This window comes from Kitasatospora aureofaciens, assembly GCF_019192735.1.
GTDB lineage: Bacteria > Actinomycetota > Actinomycetes > Streptomycetales > Streptomycetaceae > Kitasatospora > Kitasatospora aureofaciens_A.
This window is the reverse complement of record NZ_JAHTKP010000032.1, coordinates 44,186-59,626: the sequence shown is the minus strand read 5'-3', so window position 1 is coordinate 59,626 and position 15,441 is coordinate 44,186. Positions and strand designations below refer to the sequence as shown.

The window sequence follows — 15,441 nt, the reverse complement described above, 5'->3', positions numbered from 1 at the left end:
CCCAGGGTAACCACCCACTTCGAAGTGCGTACTTGATCGTCCGCGGGGCCCGGACGAGGCTGATCGGCATGGCACAGCACGCAGTTGAGAAGACCGCAGTTGAGAAGACCCCCGTCACACTCCTCGGCCTCGGCGCGATGGGCGCCGCCCTCGCCCGGACCTGGCTCGCCGCCGGGCACCCGCTGACCGTCTGGAACCGTACCCCCGCCCGCGCCGACGCGTTCGCCGCCGAAGGCGCGGCCGTTGCCGCCGTCGCCGCCGAGGCCGTCGCGGCCAACCGTCTGGTGGTCGTCTGCCTCCTCGACGACGCGTCCGTCGAGGAGACGCTCGCCGGCGCCGACCTCGCGGGCAAGGACGTCGTCAACCTCGTCACCGGCACCCCCGCCCAGGCCCGTGCCCGCGCCGCCTGGGCCGCAGAACGCGGCGCCCGCTACCTGGACGGCGGGATCATGGCCGTCCCGCCGATGATCGGCGTCCCGGCCGCCGGGCCGTACGTGTTCTACAGCGGCTCGGCCGATCTGTTCGACGAGCACCGGGCGGTCCTTGCCGTCCCGGCCGGCGCCCGCTACGTCGGCGCGGACGCCGGGTACGCGGCGCTGCACGACGTGGCGCTGCTCAGCGCGATGTACGGGATGTTCGCCGGGGTCGCGCACGCGTTCGCGCTGATCCGCGAGGAGGCGGTCGCGCCGGGCGATCTGGCTCCGCTGCTGGGGAGTTGGGTCACCGCGATGAGCGGGTCCATCGCGAAGACCGCCGAGCAGCTGGAGAGCGGGGACTACACCAAGGACGTGGTGTCGAACCTGGCGATGCAGGTGGCGGGCCGGCAGACGCTGCTGCGCACGGCCGAGGAGCAGGGGGTGAGCGACGAACTGCTCGCGCCGTACTTTCGGTTGATGGAGCGCCGCCTCGCGATCGGCGGCGGGGACGAGGACCTGACCGGCGTCGTCGACCTGCTGCGTCGGTGAGGCCCGGCCGGTAACGTACCGGCATGGCTGACCTTGAAGAACGCGCCAACGTCGTCGCGTCCGGTTCACGGCAGGCCGGGGCAGGGGTGTCCGTCCGCCGGCGCCGCGTGACCGACCTCGCCGACTGCGTCCGGCTGCTCGACGACGTCCACACCGCCGACGGCTACCCCACCGACTGGCCCGACCGGCCCGCCGACTGGCTCACGCCCGACGGCCTCCTCGCCGCCTGGGTGGCCGAGCTGGACGGCCGCCCCGCCGGGCACATCGGCCTCGCGCGCAGCACGCCCGGAGACGTCGCTCCCCTTCTGTGGAGCCGCCGCACCGGGGCGCGGCCGGAACTGACCGCCGTGATCAGCCGGCTCTACGTCGCCCCCGCCGCGCGCGGCCACGGCATCGGCGCGCGCCTGATGGCGAACGCGCTGACGCACGCGCGGGCCCTCGGCCTGCATCCCGTCCTCGACGTGCTAGCCACCGACACGGGGGCGGTGGCCTGCTACCGGCGCCTCGGCTGGACGTGGCTGGGCAGTGTGGACCAGCAGTGGAGCGGGGGCCGCAGCGTCGTGGTGCAGTGCTTCGCCGCACCGAGGGAGTAGTAACTGGCCTGCGGGGAGCCGCTGGTGGCTCCCCGCAGGCGTCGCTTTGGCGTCAGCTCGCCGAGCCGTCAGCTCGCGGAACGGTCCGAGGCGGGCCGGCGGCGGAGGGCGGGGGTGGTGAGCGCCGGGGGCTGCCAGACGCCGTCGGGCTGGTACACGTTGGTGCCGGGCGGGACGATGGCGTCGATGCGGTCGAGGGTGGCGTCGTCGAGGACGAGGTCGGCGCCCTTGAGCGCCGCTTCGAGCTGCTCCATCGTGCGCGGGCCGAGGATCACCGAGGTGACGGCCGGGTGGGCCGGCGGGAAGGCGACGGCCAGCTCGGGGAGCGTGCGGCCGAGCTCCTCGGCGAGCGCGGTGAAGGCCTCGACGGCCTCCAGCTTGGTGGCGGTGAGCGCCAGCTCCGGGTCGAAGCGGGCCGGGTTGATGGCGGCGCGGCCGGCGGTGAGGTCGATCGGACGGCCCTTGCGGTAGCGGCCGGTGAGGAAGCCGGAGGCGAGCGGGCTCCAGGTCAGCGCGCCCATGCCGAGCTGCTGGACGACGGGCAGCACGTTCGCCTCGATGCCGCGGGCGAGCAGCGAGTACGGCGGCTGCTCGGTGCGGAAGCGCGGCAGGCCGCGGCGTTCGGCGACGTGGTGCGCCTCGACGATCTGCTCGGCGGGGAAGGTGGAGCAGCCGAAGGCGCGGATCTTGCCGGCCCGGACGAGGTCGTCGAGGGTGGAGAGGGTCTCCTCGATGTCGGTGGTGTGGTCCGGCCGGTGCACCTGGTAGAGGTCGATCCGGTCGGTCTGCAGCCGCCGCAGGCTCTCCTCGACCTCCCGGACGATCCAGCGTCGCGAGTTGCCGCCCCGGTTGCGGCCCTCGCCCATCGGGAAGTGCACCTTGGTGGCCAGCACGATCTCGTCCCGGTCGCCGCGGGCGGCGAGCGCCTTGCCGACGATCTCCTCGGACTCGCCGGCCGAGTACATGTCGGCGGTGTCCACGAAGTTGATGCCCCGGTCGAGGGCGGTGTGGATGATCCGGATGCAGTCGTCGTGGTCGGGGTTGCCGATCGCGCCGAACATCATGGTGCCGAGGCAGTAGGCGCTCACTTCGATGCCGGTGCCGCCGAGGACGCGGTAGCGCATGGTCGTGCTCCCCCTGGTGGTGGGTGGTCCGTCTGACGGCTCAGAGGCTAGGAGTTGGAGTGCACTCCAGCGCAAGGGCCGGGATCCCCCGGCAGGGGGAGCGGGTTCGTCACGGCGGCGGAGGCCGGGGCGAGGGTGTGCGGGCGAGCCTGGAGGTATGACGAGAAGCGGATGGGGAGTGGCCGGCTGGGGAGTCGTCCATGCCGGGTTCGGGGCGGGCTGCGCGATGAGCGGGACGGCGCTGTTCGGTGTCTCCTGGCTGGGGTGGGTGGTCGCCGGGGTGGGGGCGGCTGCGGTGCCGGCCGGGGTGGCGGTGGCCCGGGGGTGGCCGGTGCCGGGGCTGCGGCCGGTGCTGTGGGGGCTCGCGGGGCTGGCGGCGGCGACGGCGTTCAGCCTGCTCATGGACGTGGTCACGCTGCTGTTCGGCGAGGGCGTGGACAACGTGCCGAACGCGGTGCTGCGCGCGCTGGCGGCCGCGGGTACCGTCCTGCTGGTCGCGACGGCCCGGGTCCGGCGCCCTGATGCGGTCCGGGCGGTCGGTGCCTCTGCCGCTCCCGATTCGGTGCAACTCGCGGCCATTGCAGGGACCTTGGCCTTCATCCCGTACGCGGCGATGAAGCTGACCTGGGCGTTCGGCGGCACGTTCGCCGGGGCGAGCGGCGCGGAGATGCGGGCCGGGAACGAGCGCAACGGCGCCTCCGGGCTCTGGCTCACCCTGGAGTCCTGGGGGATCGACGGCACCGCGCTGCTGGCCGCGCTCGGGGTGTTCCTGCTCTGGGGTCTCGTGCGCCCGTGGGGGCAGGTCTTCCCGCGGTGGACCCTGCCGCTGAGCGGCCGTCGCGTCCCGCGCTGGCTGCCGCTCGTCCCCGCCCTGCTGGGCGCGGGCACGCTGGCGCCGTACGGGGTGGTCGGGCTCGGCTACCTGATGCTGTGCACCGTCGGCGTGTTCTCGCTCCGGAAGGGCGAGTTCGCGAGCCCGACGGACGCGATGCTGGTGGCCTGGATCGGCATCGGCGCGTTCGCGGTGTACGGCGTGGCCCTGGCGGTGGCCGCCCGCTCGTACTGGCGACGGACGGGCGGGTGAGCCCTGGTGTGTGGGCCCGGGGAAGCAGTTTGCGGAAACAGCAACAAAGCTTGCCGTTCCAGTAGCGGTGGTCGCAGCCTGGCGGTGGAGTGTGACCGCCATGAGCGAGACGAACACGAAGCCCTCGGAGCTGAGCGGGGAAGCTCCCTCCCGTACGCCGTTCCGTCACGCCGTCCCGTCCCCACGATCGGAGACCTTGCATGTCCGAGCACCAGCACCACCACCACGGCCACGGCCACGTCCCTGCCGCCGACTTCGACTGGGACGCCCTCGCCGCCCACCTGGAACGGGAGGCCGAACTGCGCGCCCCCGCCGTCACCGCGGCCGCGCAGTGGCTGCGCGACCTGCCGGGCGGGGGCGAGGCCCGGCGGGTGCTCGACGTCGGCAGCGGGCCGGGCGTCATCGCCGGGCTGCTCGCCGAGGTCTTCCCGGACGCCGAGGTGGTTGCCGTCGACCAGTCGGCGGCCCTGCTGGAGCGCGCCCGGACCCGGTCCGGCGGGCGGCTGAACGTCCAACAGGCCGACCTGCCCGATGAGTTCGGCAAGCTGGGCGAGGCCGACCTGATCTGGTCCGCGAACGCCATCCACCACCTCGGCGACCAGCAGACCGCCCTCACTGCGCTGGCCGGCCGCCTGCGGCCCGGCGGCCTGCTCGCCGTCGCGGAGCGCGGACTGCCGCTGCGCTACCTCCCGCGCGACTTCGGCCTCGGCCGGCCCGGCTTCCAGGCCCGGCTCGACGCGGCCCACGAGGACGGCTTCAGCACGATGCGGGCCGAACTCCCGGGCGCCACCGAGGAGGTGGAGGACTGGACGGCCATGCTCGGCCGGGCCGGCCTGACCCCGTCCGGCACCCGCACCTTCCTGGTCGACCACCCGGCCCCGCTGGCCCGCCCCGCCCGCGAGCACCTCCACGCCCAACTCAGCCGCCTGCGGGACCAGCTCGCCGACCATCTCGACCCCGAGGACGCGACCACCCTCGCCGCCCTCCTCGACGAGCACGCCCCCACCGGCATCCTCCACCGACAGGACGCGTTCTTCCTGTCCGCCATGACCGTCCACACCGCCCGGGCCCTCCCCGCCTGAGTGCTCCTCGGGTGCCGCCGGGACGCCGGTGGCACCCGGGGTTCAGAGCGTGCGGCCGAGGGTGCCGACGAGGTCGGCGATGCGGGCCTCGTCGCGGCGGTAGTGGGTCCACTTGCCGATCCGGGTGGCGCGGACGAGTCCGGCGCGCTGGAGTTCGGCCATGTAGGCGGAGACGGTCGACTGGGCGAGGCCGGCCTTGGCCTGGAGGTGGCTGACGCAGATGCCGACCTCGTACGGGTCGGCGATGGCCTCGTCCAGCGGGAAGTGGCGTTCGGGCTCGCGCAACCACACCAGCAGTTGCAGACGCATCGGGTTCGCGAGTGCGCGCAACGCGGTGACGAGGTCGGCATCCATGGCAGGAAGCGTACCGGCGGGCCGCTGCTGCGGCAGAGCCCGAGCGTGGGGGGCCTTGCCGGCGTCCGGTTCGAGCGAATATGAGCTGCAAGGGTCGTCGGACGCGGCGTCAGATCCCGACGGGCGGGTACCGTCGCCGGTATGGCAGCCAACGAGCACGGGTTCGTCGTGGTGACGACCACCCACGAGACCGAGGTCCAGGCCAGCGTCCTGGCGTCCGCCGCCGTCCGCGAGCGGCTGGCCGCGTGTGCGCAGGTGTATCCCGTCCGGTCCGTGTACTGGTGGGAGGGGGAGGTCCAGGACGCCGAGGAGTGGCGGATCGACCTCAAGACCCGGGCCGAACTCGCCGACCGGCTGAGCGCGTTCCTCGCCGACCGGCACTCGTACGAGATGCCCGAGGTGATCGCCGTCCCGGTGGTCGCGGGCAGCCCCGGCTACCTGGCCTGGGTCACCGCCGAGACGGCCGCCCCCAACTGACGCCGGAGGACGCCGGGTTCACCCGACGGCCTCCGCCTTCCCGCTGCGCCCAGGGCGTGTCCGACAACTTCCGTGCGCCAGGCGGGAATTGTCAGACACGCCCAAGTCCCCGCGCTACGCCGACTCGCCGCCGAAACGGACCGTCCAGGCGGCCAGGTCCTCGTCCGTGATCTTCGCGAACAGCACCGGCGGCACCGTGAACGCCGTCCCGGCCGGGACCAGGTCCAGCGCCCGTGCCTCCGCGGCGCTCACCCACCGCCGGGACGCCGCCGGGGCGTCGTCGGCCGACGCGAACGCCCCGCGCATCGCCGCCGCGGCCGTCGGGATGAACGGCTCCGACACCACCGCGTACAGGTGGATCAGGTTCATCGCCGTGCGCAGGGTCAGCGCCGCCGCCTCCGGGTCGGTCTTCACCTGGAGCCACGGCGCCTTCTCGTCCAGGTACGCGTTGCCCGCGCTCCACAGCGCGCGCAGACTCTGCGCGGCCTTGCGGAAGTTGAGCGCGTCCAGCTGGGCCTCGTACTCGGCCAGCAGGTCGGCGATCTGCGCTCCCAGCCGCTGCTCCGCCTCGCCGGGCGCGTGCCCGCCCGGGACGTGGTCGCCGAAGCGCTTGCGGCTGAAGGACAGCACCCGGTTGACGAAGTTGCCGAGGGTGTCGGCGAGGTCCTTGTTGACGACGCCGGCGAACAGGTCCCACGTGAAGCTGGAGTCGTCCGACTCGGGAGCGTGCGCCATCAGGAAGTAGCGCCAGTAGTCGGCCGGCAGCAGCTCCAGCGCGACGTCCGTGAAGATGCCGCGCTTCTGGCTGGTGGAGAACTTCCCGCCGTAGTACGTCAGCCAGTTGAAGGCCTTGACGTAGTCGACCTTCTTCCACGGCCGGCGCGAGCCGAGGATCGTCGCCGGGAACATCACCGTGTGGAACGGGACGTTGTCCTTCGCCATGAACTCGGTGTAGCGCACGGTCGCGTCGGCCTCGTACCACCAGGACTTCCAGTCCCGCAGCTGCCCGGCCGGGGCCGCGTCCGCCCACTCCTTGGTGGCGCCGATGTACTCGATCGGCGCGTCGAACCAGACGTAGAACACCTTGCCCGCGGCCGCCAGCTCCGGCCACACGTCGGCCGGCACCGGGACGCCCCATTCGAGGTCACGGGTGATCGAGCGGTCCTGCAGGCCCTCGGTGAGCCACTTGCGGGCGATCGAGGAGGCGAGCACCGGCCAGTCGTCGCCGTGGGCGGAGATCCACTCCTCGACCTCCTCGGTGAGCTTCGACTGGAGCAGGAACAGGTGCTTGGTCTCCCGCACCTCCAGGTCGGCGCTGCCGCTGATCGCCGAGCGCGGCTCCAGCAGGTCGGTCGGGTCCAGCACCCGGGTGCAGTTCTCGCACTGGTCGCCGCGCGCCTTGTCGTAGCCGCAGTGCGGGCAGGTGCCGACGATGTACCGGTCCGGCAGGAAGCGGCCGTCGGCGTTGGAGTACACCTGGCGGATCGCGCGCTCCTCGATGAAGCCGTTCCGCTGGAGTTCGCGGGCGATCTCCTGGGTGATCTCCCGGTTCTGCGGGGACGAACTGCGGCCGAAGAAGTCGAACGAGAGCCCGAACCCGTCGTACACCGCCTTCTGCGCCTCGTGCGCCCGCGTGCAGAACTCGGCCACCGGCAGCCCGGCCTCCTGCGCGGCCAGCTCGGCGGGGGTGCCGTGCTCGTCCGTCGCGCAGATGAAGAGCACCTCGTGGCCGCGCTGGCGCAGATAGCGGGAGTAGACGTCCGCCGGGAGCATGGACCCGACCATGTTGCCCAGGTGCTTGATCCCGTTGATGTACGGAAGGGCGCTGGTGATCAGGTGCCGAGCCATCCTGGGATGCTCCGATTTCTCCCGCACGCGCACCCCGCCCGGGGATACCGTGCCAGGCGCAGGGTCCACTGTGAGGGCCAAAGCCTACCGCCGCCGGTAGGCCGCCGACCGGGATCAAAGCCCGCCGAAGTCGCTGCCGAAGTCGCAGTACCGGTCGAACTCCCCGGCCTTCACTCCGCGGACGAACGCCGCCCACTTGCGCGGCGTGGTCCGGACGACGACCTCGGCGAGGTCCGACTCACGGATCTCCACCAGGCCGTCGGCGGCCCTGATCTCGACGCACTCGTTGGCCTCGCCGCTCGCCGACGACTTCTGCCAATCACTCATGCGACGGCTTTATTCAGCATGGTCCGGATGAAGTCCCGGGACTCGTCCGGCCCGAGCGCGATCGCCTCGGTCTCCGCCTTGATCTCGCGGTACGTCCGCAGATCGGCGTCGGTGTGCACGAACTTCGGCCCCTGGGAGAGATCGATCTGGACGGTGTCCAGCTCCGGAACCGGCCCGCAGGCGAGATACAGGCTCTCCCCGGAACCCGGAAAGGTGTCCACGCTGAACGGGATCGCCCGGATCTCCACCCCGGGACGCTCGGAATCCTCCAGCAGGCTGAGCAGCTGCTCGCGCAGCACGGCAGGCCCGCCGAACTGCATCCGCAGCGCGGATTCGTGGACGAAAGCGGTGTACGGCTTCGGCCGGTCGACCAGGATCTGCTGGCGCTGAATCCGGAATGCCGTCCGCACGTCCGTCTCGTGCCAGGGCAGCGGGGGGCGCAGCCGGGCGAACACGGCGGTGGCGTATGCCGAGGTCTGCAGCAGCCCGGGGATGAAGCTGGTGTGCAGGATCGTCAGCGCCTCCGCGTGGTGCTCCATCTCCGCGATGTCGATGATCCCGCTCGGGATCCGGCCGCGGTAGCCGTCCCACCAGTACTTCCGGCGGTCCCGGGTCATCGCGAGCAGCGCGTCGAGGTAGGGGCCGTCGGCGCAGTCGCAGGTGCGCGCCCAGATCCGGAGCCGCTCGGCGCTGATGCCGGACTTCCCGTTCTCCATCTGCGAGATCTTGGGCAGGTCGGTCCCCAGCGTGGCGGCCAGGCTCTTGGGCGTCACGCCCACGCGTTCACGCATCTTGCGCAGCTCGATGCCAAGGCGCTGCTGGCGCACGGTCGGCGACAAGCGGGGTGGCATGACTCTCTTCTCCGGGTCGCGGGGTTCCGTCGATGCTTCCGGTGAAGTGTGCCGTGCGTACCGGGCCCTAGCTACTGAAACGGGGGATACCCCACGATGGAGTGAACGTTCACTCTCTCGGTAGCAAGTCTTGCACTTCGACCCTAGGGTCGAACGCGTCACACAGTGACCAGTTGTCCTCCCGCCTTGTCGTCAATCAGCCGTAAACACACACCAGATGCATGGTCGGCAGGCTCGACATCACCCGACCGGAGACAACCATGCCGCTTCCGCCGCTTCCCCGCCCTTTCCGACGCATTCCCGTAAGCCGGTGAACACCCTGCTCGTCGCCGGACTGTCCCTTCTCCTGCTGGCCGTGCTCTTCGTCGGCTGGCTGGTCTGGCTGGTCAACACCCAACCCCGCGTACCGCGTTCGGCCAAGTGCGACCTCGCCGCCCGCCGTTCCCCCTCCGCGAAGAAGAAATAGCTGGCGGTGGTCCCCGGTGCCCGGTTGCCCGGCGCTCAAACCGCCGGGCAACTCGCCATCGACCAGGCTCGGTTGGGGCACACGATGACGCAGTGACCGACCCCCGGCTGTCCGGCACCCACCCACTCTTACCCATGGAAGTGCAGGGCGCCCGTTCCTTCGCCCTGGCCGTCCGCAGCCGCAGGCCGGTTCAAGCTCGCAGACACTTGTCAGGGTCTCGGAGCATTGTGGTCAACTAGGGCCATTGCTGCTCTCACACCGGGATGTGAACGCTGATGAGCAATCAGGCGGACGAGCTTGAGCCGTGGCGGATCCACGGGGACCGAGTGGTGTACGACAACCCCTGGGTGCAGCTCGCCCTGGTGGATGTCGAACCACCGGGAGTTCCGCGGTTCGAGCATCACGTGGTCAGGTTGAAGCGGGTCGCCATAGCTGCGGTCCTGGACTCCGAAGACCAGGTGCTGATGCTGTGGCGATACCGCTTCGTGCCGAACTCCTGGGGCTGGGAGCTTCCGGGTGGCATCGTCGATCCTGGGGAGGACGGCCGGCAGGCGGCGCTGCGTGAGGTGGAGGAGGAGACCGGCTGGCGTCCGGACGGCCTTGACCACGTGGTGACGTTCCAGCCGATGGTCGGGATGGTGGACTCCCCCCACGAGGTCTTCGTCGGCGAGGGAGCGACCTTGGTGGGCAAGCCCGAGGACGGCGAGGAGGCTGGACTCATCTCGTGGGTGCCGCTGGCCGACATTCCGGCGCTCATGGCGGAGGGGAAGTTGATGGGCTCCGGCACCTTGGTGGCGCTCCTCCATATCTTGGCTGCCCGAACGCGGTGAGTCGGCGCGGGGCCAGCTCCCCCGCCGTCCACTGATGTCCTCAGAACTTGGCGCCCAGCTGGTCGATGCGCGCCCGGTGACGGGCGGAACCCGTGCGGTTGGCGAGCAGTCGAGCCTTGCGTAAGTGGTTCACGGCCTGGTCCTGTTCCTCGCGCGCGAGATGGGCCTGTGCAAGGTCGCAATGCAGTCCGGCGGCGGCCCGGGTGAACGTCGCGTCCATGCCTGCGAGCGCGTCGTACAGGTCGCTCATCGCGGCGTCGTCGCCGAGTCGGGCCAGCACGTTGCCACGCCACCGGGTGAGGTGGTTGCCGTTGAGGAAGACGCTCAGCATGTCGGGATCCCGGTCGGTGTCCCCGGGCGGGAGGACGGCGGCTGCTCGGTCCAGTGAGCGGCGGCAATCGTCCGGACGGCCCGCCTGAGCTAGGAGCTCGGCTTCGGCGGCGTGCAGCCATGCCAGCAGGCGCGGCGATGCCTTGCCGCCGACTGTCCGATGTGCCTCCTGCACGAGCTGCACGGCCAGGTCCGACTTGCCGGCCGCGGACAGGACGTAGGCCTGCTCCGCCATGGCGTGAGCCAGGTACATCGGCTCCTTCGCCTCGGCGGCGGCCCGCTTGCCCAGCTCGTAGTGCCGCCAGGCCCGCTCGGTGGCGCCCACGTCGAGTGCCTGCCATGCACCGAGCGTGGCTGCCCCGGCGAGCGCTCGTGCAATCGGCTCCCGGGTACTCGGCAGCACGGCGAAGGTCAGACACTCCTCCAGCGCCGCCAGATGGGCCTGCATCTGGTCCACCAGGGCGGCGGCGCCCATCTGACGGTCGACGGTGCGCAGCAGCTCGGTCTGGGCCATGAACGTGTCGACCATGCCGAGGCTCAGGTTGTGGGCCGAGTCGATGCGGCCGATCAGCTCGTCGTAGCCGGTGACGGTGACGGGCTCGGCCGATGTCGTGCGGCCGAGGAGTTCACGATCGGTGAGCCCGAGGAGGGCGCGAAGTACGGCCGCGTACAGCGGGCCGATCGGGCGCCGGTTGTTCTCCCACTCCGACACGTAGACACGCAGGCTCGCCGTCGAAGCCACGTCGAGGCTGTGCTGCCGGGCGTAACGCTCGATCTCGTGGACAAGCCGCTCCTGCGACCAGCCGTGTGCCTTGCGCGCCTGCCTGAGCCGAGCTGACACCGTCGCCCCCACCTTGAGATCGTGCCACCGACCGGTGCCGTACCTCGGGCGTATCGGCGCAGGTCGGCAGGGGTTAACCCCGTGACGTTAAGGCCCGTTGGCTACCGGCCGGGCCGCCGGTCAGCTCTCATGGTTCCCAAGCTAATCGCCGCGCCTCCCGTCCGGGGAGGGTTCGCTCCGATTCGATCGGTTGGCGGCAGCACGGCATGTCTCATCCAGCCGCTGGCTCGCAGGCATGTGACGTTGCATCACTGGAGGCATCGATGACCACACCGCTTGTCCTGGATCAGCCGCCGCGCCATCTCACCGCCGAGCACCGCGAGGAGTTGCTCGGCCTGTTTACCCGCCTTGTCGGCCTGGGCCTCGATTTCAAGCTCCAGGACTCCGTTTCCCAGGCACGCCGCCGGCCGTTCGAGCTGAGGGACACGCTGCTCGTCCCGCTGCCGGAGGAAGGCAGCCCGGTCGAGGCGGTACTCGACGAGTTCGTCCGCGACGTGCTTCCGGACTGCAAGAACGAGAACACTCCCTTCTTCCTCGGCTTCGGCGACACGGGCGATGACGTGGCGGCCCTCTGCGGCGGTCTGCTCTCCCTGTTCACCCAGCAGAACCTGATCAACCAGAGCTTCGACTCCCCGAGCGGCACCTTCGTCGAGATCGTGGTGCTGCGCTGGCTGCGCGAGCTGCTCGGATACGGCAACTCCCAGGTCGAGAGGACGGAGTCGATCTGGGACGTCGGTGGGTGCGTCACCCACGGCGGCACGCTCAGCAACACCATCGCGATGATGCTCGCCAGGGAGCACCGTGCGCCGGGCACCATGGAGCACGGGATCACCGACCCTTCCAAGCTGTCCATCGTGGTGCCGCGCGGGATCGGCCACTACAGCGTCAAGAGCGCCATGGCGTGGATCGGCTGCGGCTCCCGCCTGGTCGAGGTCGACACCGTCGACTACCGCTACGACCTACGGGCGCTGGAGCGCACGCTCCGCGAGGAGGCCGGCTCGGTGATGGCGGTCGTCGCGTACGCCGGCGACAGTCGCACCCACACCATCGAGAACCTCCGTGGGGTGCACGACCTGGTGCGCTCGGTTGACGAGAGCATTTGGCTGCACGCGGACGCGTGCTGGGGCCTCGCGTGTGCGCTGACGGACAAGCTCAGTCACAAGATCGACGGGATCGGCGGCTTCGACAGCATCACGGTGGACCCGCACAAGGTCATGGGCATCCCGTACGCGCTCAGCGCGCTGCTGGTGCGCGACCCGTCACACATGAGGATGGTCGCGAGCTACTCGGACCTGGTCATGCAGGAGGACTTCGCGATCGGTCAGACCACGCCCTTCATCGGCTCGAAGGCGTGGATGTCGCTCAAGCTCTGGATGATGGTCAAGGCGTACGGCCGGTCCGGGCTCGCGGCCATGGTCGAACGGCGGCTGGACACGACGAGGCGGTTCACTGAGCTGGTGGACGCCTCGCCCAGGCTCGTGCGCCTGAACGACCCCGACCTGACGGCGGTGGCGTTCATGTACGTCCCCGCCGATGTGGACCTGGCGGCCCCCGACGTCGTTCGGATCAACAAGGTCAACCAGGCCATCCATGACCGCATGCTCGCTGAAGGCACCTGGCACCTGAAGACAACGGCTATGGCCTCCGGATCCTGCACGGAGCCTTCGCCGACGTCTACCTGAACCGGGCAGCCCTTCCTGGCTACGCCATGGCGATCTGGAACGGACCCCACGTCGCCGAGCCGACCCAGCTCGACGAGGACCAGGCCGCTGGCTTCTTTCGCGATACGCTCCTGGCCGCGCGAGCTGTCGAGAGCCACTTCAACCCCGTCAAGATGAACTATGAGGTGCTGGGAAACTCGGTTCCCCACCTGCACGTCCACCACATCCCCAGGTACACCGACGATCCGGCGCCAGGATCACCACTCCCCACATCCTTCCTCCGGCCAGGCCATCCAGCGGATCACCGATTCCGCGCGGATGCCGATGCTCTCCGCGGGCTACTGGCGTAATGGGCTACCCCTTCGAGCCTGAACCGGATTGCTGTGTCCGATGCTCCAGCGGAGGATGATGCCGCATAAGGATGGGGTTATGCAGTAACGGGAATAGGCCAGGGCCCACGTGGCCGTTGCCCCGGCGGCCCCTTGCGAGGAACAAGGGGCCGCCGGAACAGCTCGGCTATGCGTCGGCGATGAAGTGGTCGAACTCGCCGGCCTGGACGCCGAGGAGGAAGGCTTCCCACTTCTTCGGGGTGGTGCGGACGATGATCTCGTCGGAGTCGGACTCGCGGATCTCGACCATGCCGTCGACGGTCCGGACTTCGAGGCATTCGTTGGACTCGCCGCTCAGTGACGGCCTCTGCCAGTCGCTCATGGTGGCTCCCAGGATGGTGCGGTTGTGGTTGGCCGGCGGCCCCTTGCTCCGCAAGGGGCCGCCGGAACGATTCGCTACGCCTTGCCGAAGTGGTCGAACTCGCCGCGCTTGACGCCTTCGATCCAGAGGGCGAACTTCACGGGGGTGGTGACGATGACCGAGTTGGGTGCGGCGGACTCGCGGACCTCGATCAGGCCCTGGTCGTTGACGGAGACCTCTACCGAGTTTCCGCCGTCCTGGGAACTGCTGGTCGACTTCTGCCAGTTTCGCGGCATGGCTACCTCTCCAATTCGAGTCCGTGCTTGATGTGTTGGATCACTGCCCAGGAGTCCCGCTGCGAGTGAGGAGCGGATGACGTCGCTGAGCTTCCGGGGCACAGCGCCAGTCGGCGGAGATCATTGAACCGATCTCTGAACTTCCTCACGGTCTCGGGCAGGTCATGGAAGGCCGGCTCGCCTGGGCTGTCGATGACGACGGTCGAGAGGTCGACTGAAGCAGGTTGGGTGATGAGAAAGGGGCCGCTGTACGGCGGGGTCGCCTTCGCGCTGAACGGGAAGACCTGGATGGTCACGTTCGGTCTTTCGGATACCGCAAGCAGATGGGTGAGCTGGTGGCGCATCACGTCAACACCTGCGAAGGACATCAGAAGGGCGGCCTCGTGGATCACGAAATGGAAGTCCGTTGGCCCGTCCAGGATCCGCTGTCTCTGGAGACGGAAGAACACGGTGTCTTCGCGTTGTTCGGGCGAGAGTGGAGCTTCGCTCGTCTCGAAGAGCTGGTGCATGTAGCCCGGGGTCTGGAGCAGGCCTGGGACCAGGAACGTCTCGTAGTTGAGGTAGGCCCTGCTCGACCAGTGCTCCAGTTCGGCGAGGTCCAGCGCGAAGGCGGGAACGCGCCGCTTGTGGGCGTTCCACCAGCCCTTACCGTCGCTGGCACCGAGCGCTGCCAGCGTGGCCAGGTACTCCTCATCCGTGCAGCCGTACAACTCAGCCAGTGAACGCATCCTGGTCTCGTCGAGCCCGGTGCGTGCGGCTTCGATGTGGTTGAGCTGGGGGCCGCGCATGCCGACATGGGCTGCGGCTGCCTGAACCGCCACATCGGCATTCAAGCGGAGTCGGCGCACCTCGGCGCCATACCGCCGCTGGCGTTCGCTGATGTGCGCTCGCAGAGCCAAAGTCCGTTCCCTTCCCGTGGCACCGGCAGTGTCGCGCGTGTGGGTCACGCAGCGCCACCCGCCCCGGGACTCACCGTAGCGTCACTCTTGTGAGTGGTTGCACTCATGAGGGGGTTGGCTTTACCTTGAGTGTCGGATCGACTACTGAGTGTTGATCGGATCCAAGTGCACTCCGGGTGTGAGGGTGCAGGCTGCCGACGCCTGTCCTCTTCGCCGTCGGCGGGGGCAGGCCACGGGTGACCTCTTCTCGTGTGGGTACATTCCTCTCAACTCAGGGCTGGAGACAGTCATGTGCCTTCCATCTTTCCGTCCCTCAAGGGCCTCTCTGGTCTCCGAGTTCAGGCTGGACCTCTCGCCGCCCGCCCTTCCCGGGATGGTCGGGCCGATCCGGCGACTCCTCCGGGACGTTCTCCGAACCATCGGGCTGGACGGCGACTCGGCGTGTCTGATCGTCTCCGAGTTGGTGACCAATGCGCTGGTCCACGGGGAGGGGCGGCCGACCGTAGTACTCGAACTCCGGGGCGGGAAGCTGCACATCACCGTCTCCGACGCCTCGGGCGATCCGCTCCAGCGGCAGGCCCCGGACGACTCGCGGGCGAGCGGCCGGGGCCTGGACATCGTCGACGCGCTCTCGGAGGAGTGGGGTGTCGAGGTCATCGGAAGCTACGGCAAGGCGGTGTGGGCCGTGGCGAAGGTGGGGCGCACGTGATCGGGCTGGTGTCG

At 69.9% G+C, this 15,441-nt stretch carries 18 protein-coding genes and 1 pseudogene; 10 read left to right on the top strand and 9 right to left on the bottom strand.

Going from position 1 to position 15,441, the window contains the following annotated elements; translation table 11 throughout:
* Window positions 1-68: 68 nt before the first annotated feature.
* Both KV557_RS26525 and KV557_RS26520 read left to right on the top strand, forming a co-directional pair.
* On the top strand, window positions 69-965 hold the full coding sequence (locus tag KV557_RS26525; RefSeq protein ID WP_218204006.1) for an NAD(P)-dependent oxidoreductase: 897 nt from the start codon (window positions 69-71) through the stop codon (window positions 963-965).
* Between the two features lie 23 nt (window positions 966-988).
* The gene (locus KV557_RS26520; protein ID WP_218204005.1) at window positions 989-1,558 is read left to right on the top strand and encodes a GNAT family N-acetyltransferase; all 570 of its coding nucleotides are present in this window, start codon (window positions 989-991) and stop codon (window positions 1,556-1,558) included.
* 68 nt (window positions 1,559-1,626) lie between these two features.
* Here KV557_RS26520 and KV557_RS26515 read toward each other — a convergent pair whose 3' ends face one another.
* The gene (locus KV557_RS26515; protein WP_218204004.1) at window positions 1,627-2,682 is read right to left on the bottom strand and encodes an aldo/keto reductase; all 1,056 of its coding nucleotides are present in this window, start codon (window positions 2,680-2,682) and stop codon (window positions 1,627-1,629) included.
* Window positions 2,683-2,839: 157 nt separating this feature from the next.
* On the opposite strand from KV557_RS26515, the gene KV557_RS43005 reads away from it, so the two are divergent.
* The gene (locus KV557_RS43005; RefSeq protein WP_256177975.1) at window positions 2,840-3,766 is read left to right on the top strand and encodes a hypothetical protein; all 927 of its coding nucleotides are present in this window, start codon (window positions 2,840-2,842) and stop codon (window positions 3,764-3,766) included.
* Window positions 3,767-3,966: 200 nt separating this feature from the next.
* Window positions 3,967-4,848, top strand: coding sequence for a class I SAM-dependent methyltransferase (locus tag KV557_RS26505; RefSeq protein ID WP_218204003.1), 882 nt, complete (start codon window positions 3,967-3,969; stop codon window positions 4,846-4,848).
* A gap of 42 nt (window positions 4,849-4,890) precedes the next feature.
* On the opposite strand, the gene KV557_RS26500 is transcribed toward KV557_RS26505, so the two are convergent.
* A complete protein-coding gene (locus KV557_RS26500; RefSeq protein ID WP_218204002.1) occupies window positions 4,891-5,202 on the bottom strand; it encodes an ArsR/SmtB family transcription factor in 312 nt (103 codons plus the stop codon).
* Window positions 5,203-5,343: 141 nt separating this feature from the next.
* On the opposite strand from KV557_RS26500, the gene cutA reads away from it, so the two are divergent.
* Window positions 5,344-5,679 carry a divalent-cation tolerance protein CutA gene (cutA, locus tag KV557_RS26495; RefSeq protein ID WP_218204001.1) on the top strand — a complete coding sequence of 112 codons (336 nt, stop codon included), beginning with the start codon at window positions 5,344-5,346 and terminating at the stop codon, window positions 5,677-5,679.
* A gap of 114 nt (window positions 5,680-5,793) precedes the next feature.
* Here cutA and metG read toward each other — a convergent pair whose 3' ends face one another.
* From metG to KV557_RS26480, 3 genes are all read right to left on the bottom strand, one after another.
* Window positions 5,794-7,527, bottom strand: coding sequence for a methionine--tRNA ligase (gene metG, locus KV557_RS26490; protein ID WP_218204000.1), 1,734 nt, complete (start codon window positions 7,525-7,527; stop codon window positions 5,794-5,796).
* 114 nt (window positions 7,528-7,641) lie between these two features.
* A complete protein-coding gene (locus KV557_RS26485) occupies window positions 7,642-7,854 on the bottom strand; it encodes a DUF397 domain-containing protein (protein WP_218203999.1) in 213 nt (70 codons plus the stop codon).
* Complete coding sequence (locus tag KV557_RS26480; RefSeq protein WP_218203998.1) at window positions 7,851-8,705, bottom strand: helix-turn-helix domain-containing protein; 855 nt, start codon at window positions 8,703-8,705, stop codon at window positions 7,851-7,853. Before KV557_RS26480 ends, KV557_RS26485 begins: the two co-directional genes overlap by 4 nt.
* Before the next feature lie 310 nt (window positions 8,706-9,015).
* Here KV557_RS26480 and KV557_RS26475 point away from each other — a divergent pair, with 310 nt between their 5' ends.
* The gene (locus KV557_RS26475; RefSeq protein WP_218203997.1) at window positions 9,016-9,171 is read left to right on the top strand and encodes a hypothetical protein; all 156 of its coding nucleotides are present in this window, start codon (window positions 9,016-9,018) and stop codon (window positions 9,169-9,171) included.
* Window positions 9,172-9,464: 293 nt separating this feature from the next.
* A pseudogene (locus KV557_RS26470) lies at window positions 9,465-10,001 on the top strand (NUDIX hydrolase); the annotation flags it as partial.
* 40 nt (window positions 10,002-10,041) lie between these two features.
* On the opposite strand, the gene KV557_RS26465 reads toward KV557_RS26470, so the two are convergent.
* The gene (locus KV557_RS26465; RefSeq protein WP_218203995.1) at window positions 10,042-11,172 is read right to left on the bottom strand and encodes a helix-turn-helix domain-containing protein; all 1,131 of its coding nucleotides are present in this window, start codon (window positions 11,170-11,172) and stop codon (window positions 10,042-10,044) included.
* 263 nt (window positions 11,173-11,435) lie between these two features.
* On the opposite strand from KV557_RS26465, the gene KV557_RS26460 reads away from it, so the two are divergent.
* Both KV557_RS26460 and KV557_RS44940 read left to right on the top strand, forming a co-directional pair.
* The gene (locus tag KV557_RS26460; RefSeq protein ID WP_218203994.1) at window positions 11,436-12,854 is read left to right on the top strand and encodes a pyridoxal phosphate-dependent decarboxylase family protein; all 1,419 of its coding nucleotides are present in this window, start codon (window positions 11,436-11,438) and stop codon (window positions 12,852-12,854) included.
* Window positions 12,788-13,183 carry an HIT family protein gene (locus tag KV557_RS44940; protein WP_374106674.1) on the top strand — a complete coding sequence of 132 codons (396 nt, stop codon included), beginning with the start codon at window positions 12,788-12,790 and terminating at the stop codon, window positions 13,181-13,183. The genes KV557_RS26460 and KV557_RS44940 overlap by 67 nt, the downstream gene beginning before the upstream one ends.
* A gap of 166 nt (window positions 13,184-13,349) precedes the next feature.
* Here KV557_RS44940 and KV557_RS26450 read toward each other — a convergent pair whose 3' ends face one another.
* The 3 genes from KV557_RS26450 to KV557_RS26440 all read right to left on the bottom strand — a co-directional run bounded on the left by KV557_RS26450 (window position 13,350) and on the right by KV557_RS26440 (window position 14,766).
* The gene (locus KV557_RS26450; RefSeq protein WP_218203992.1) at window positions 13,350-13,544 is read right to left on the bottom strand and encodes a DUF397 domain-containing protein; all 195 of its coding nucleotides are present in this window, start codon (window positions 13,542-13,544) and stop codon (window positions 13,350-13,352) included.
* A 74-nt stretch (window positions 13,545-13,618) separates the two neighbouring features.
* Complete coding sequence (locus KV557_RS26445) at window positions 13,619-13,819, bottom strand: DUF397 domain-containing protein (RefSeq protein WP_218203991.1); 201 nt, start codon at window positions 13,817-13,819, stop codon at window positions 13,619-13,621.
* Window positions 13,820-13,821: 2 nt separating this feature from the next.
* Entirely contained in the window at window positions 13,822-14,766 is a 945-nt protein-coding gene (locus KV557_RS26440; protein WP_218203990.1) for a DUF5753 domain-containing protein, read from the bottom strand.
* 241 nt (window positions 14,767-15,007) lie between these two features.
* Between KV557_RS26440 and KV557_RS26435 the strand changes: the two genes are divergently transcribed.
* Window positions 15,008-15,427, top strand: coding sequence for an ATP-binding protein (locus tag KV557_RS26435; RefSeq protein ID WP_256177981.1), 420 nt, complete (start codon window positions 15,008-15,010; stop codon window positions 15,425-15,427).
* The last annotated feature ends 14 nt before the right edge of the window (window positions 15,428-15,441 follow it).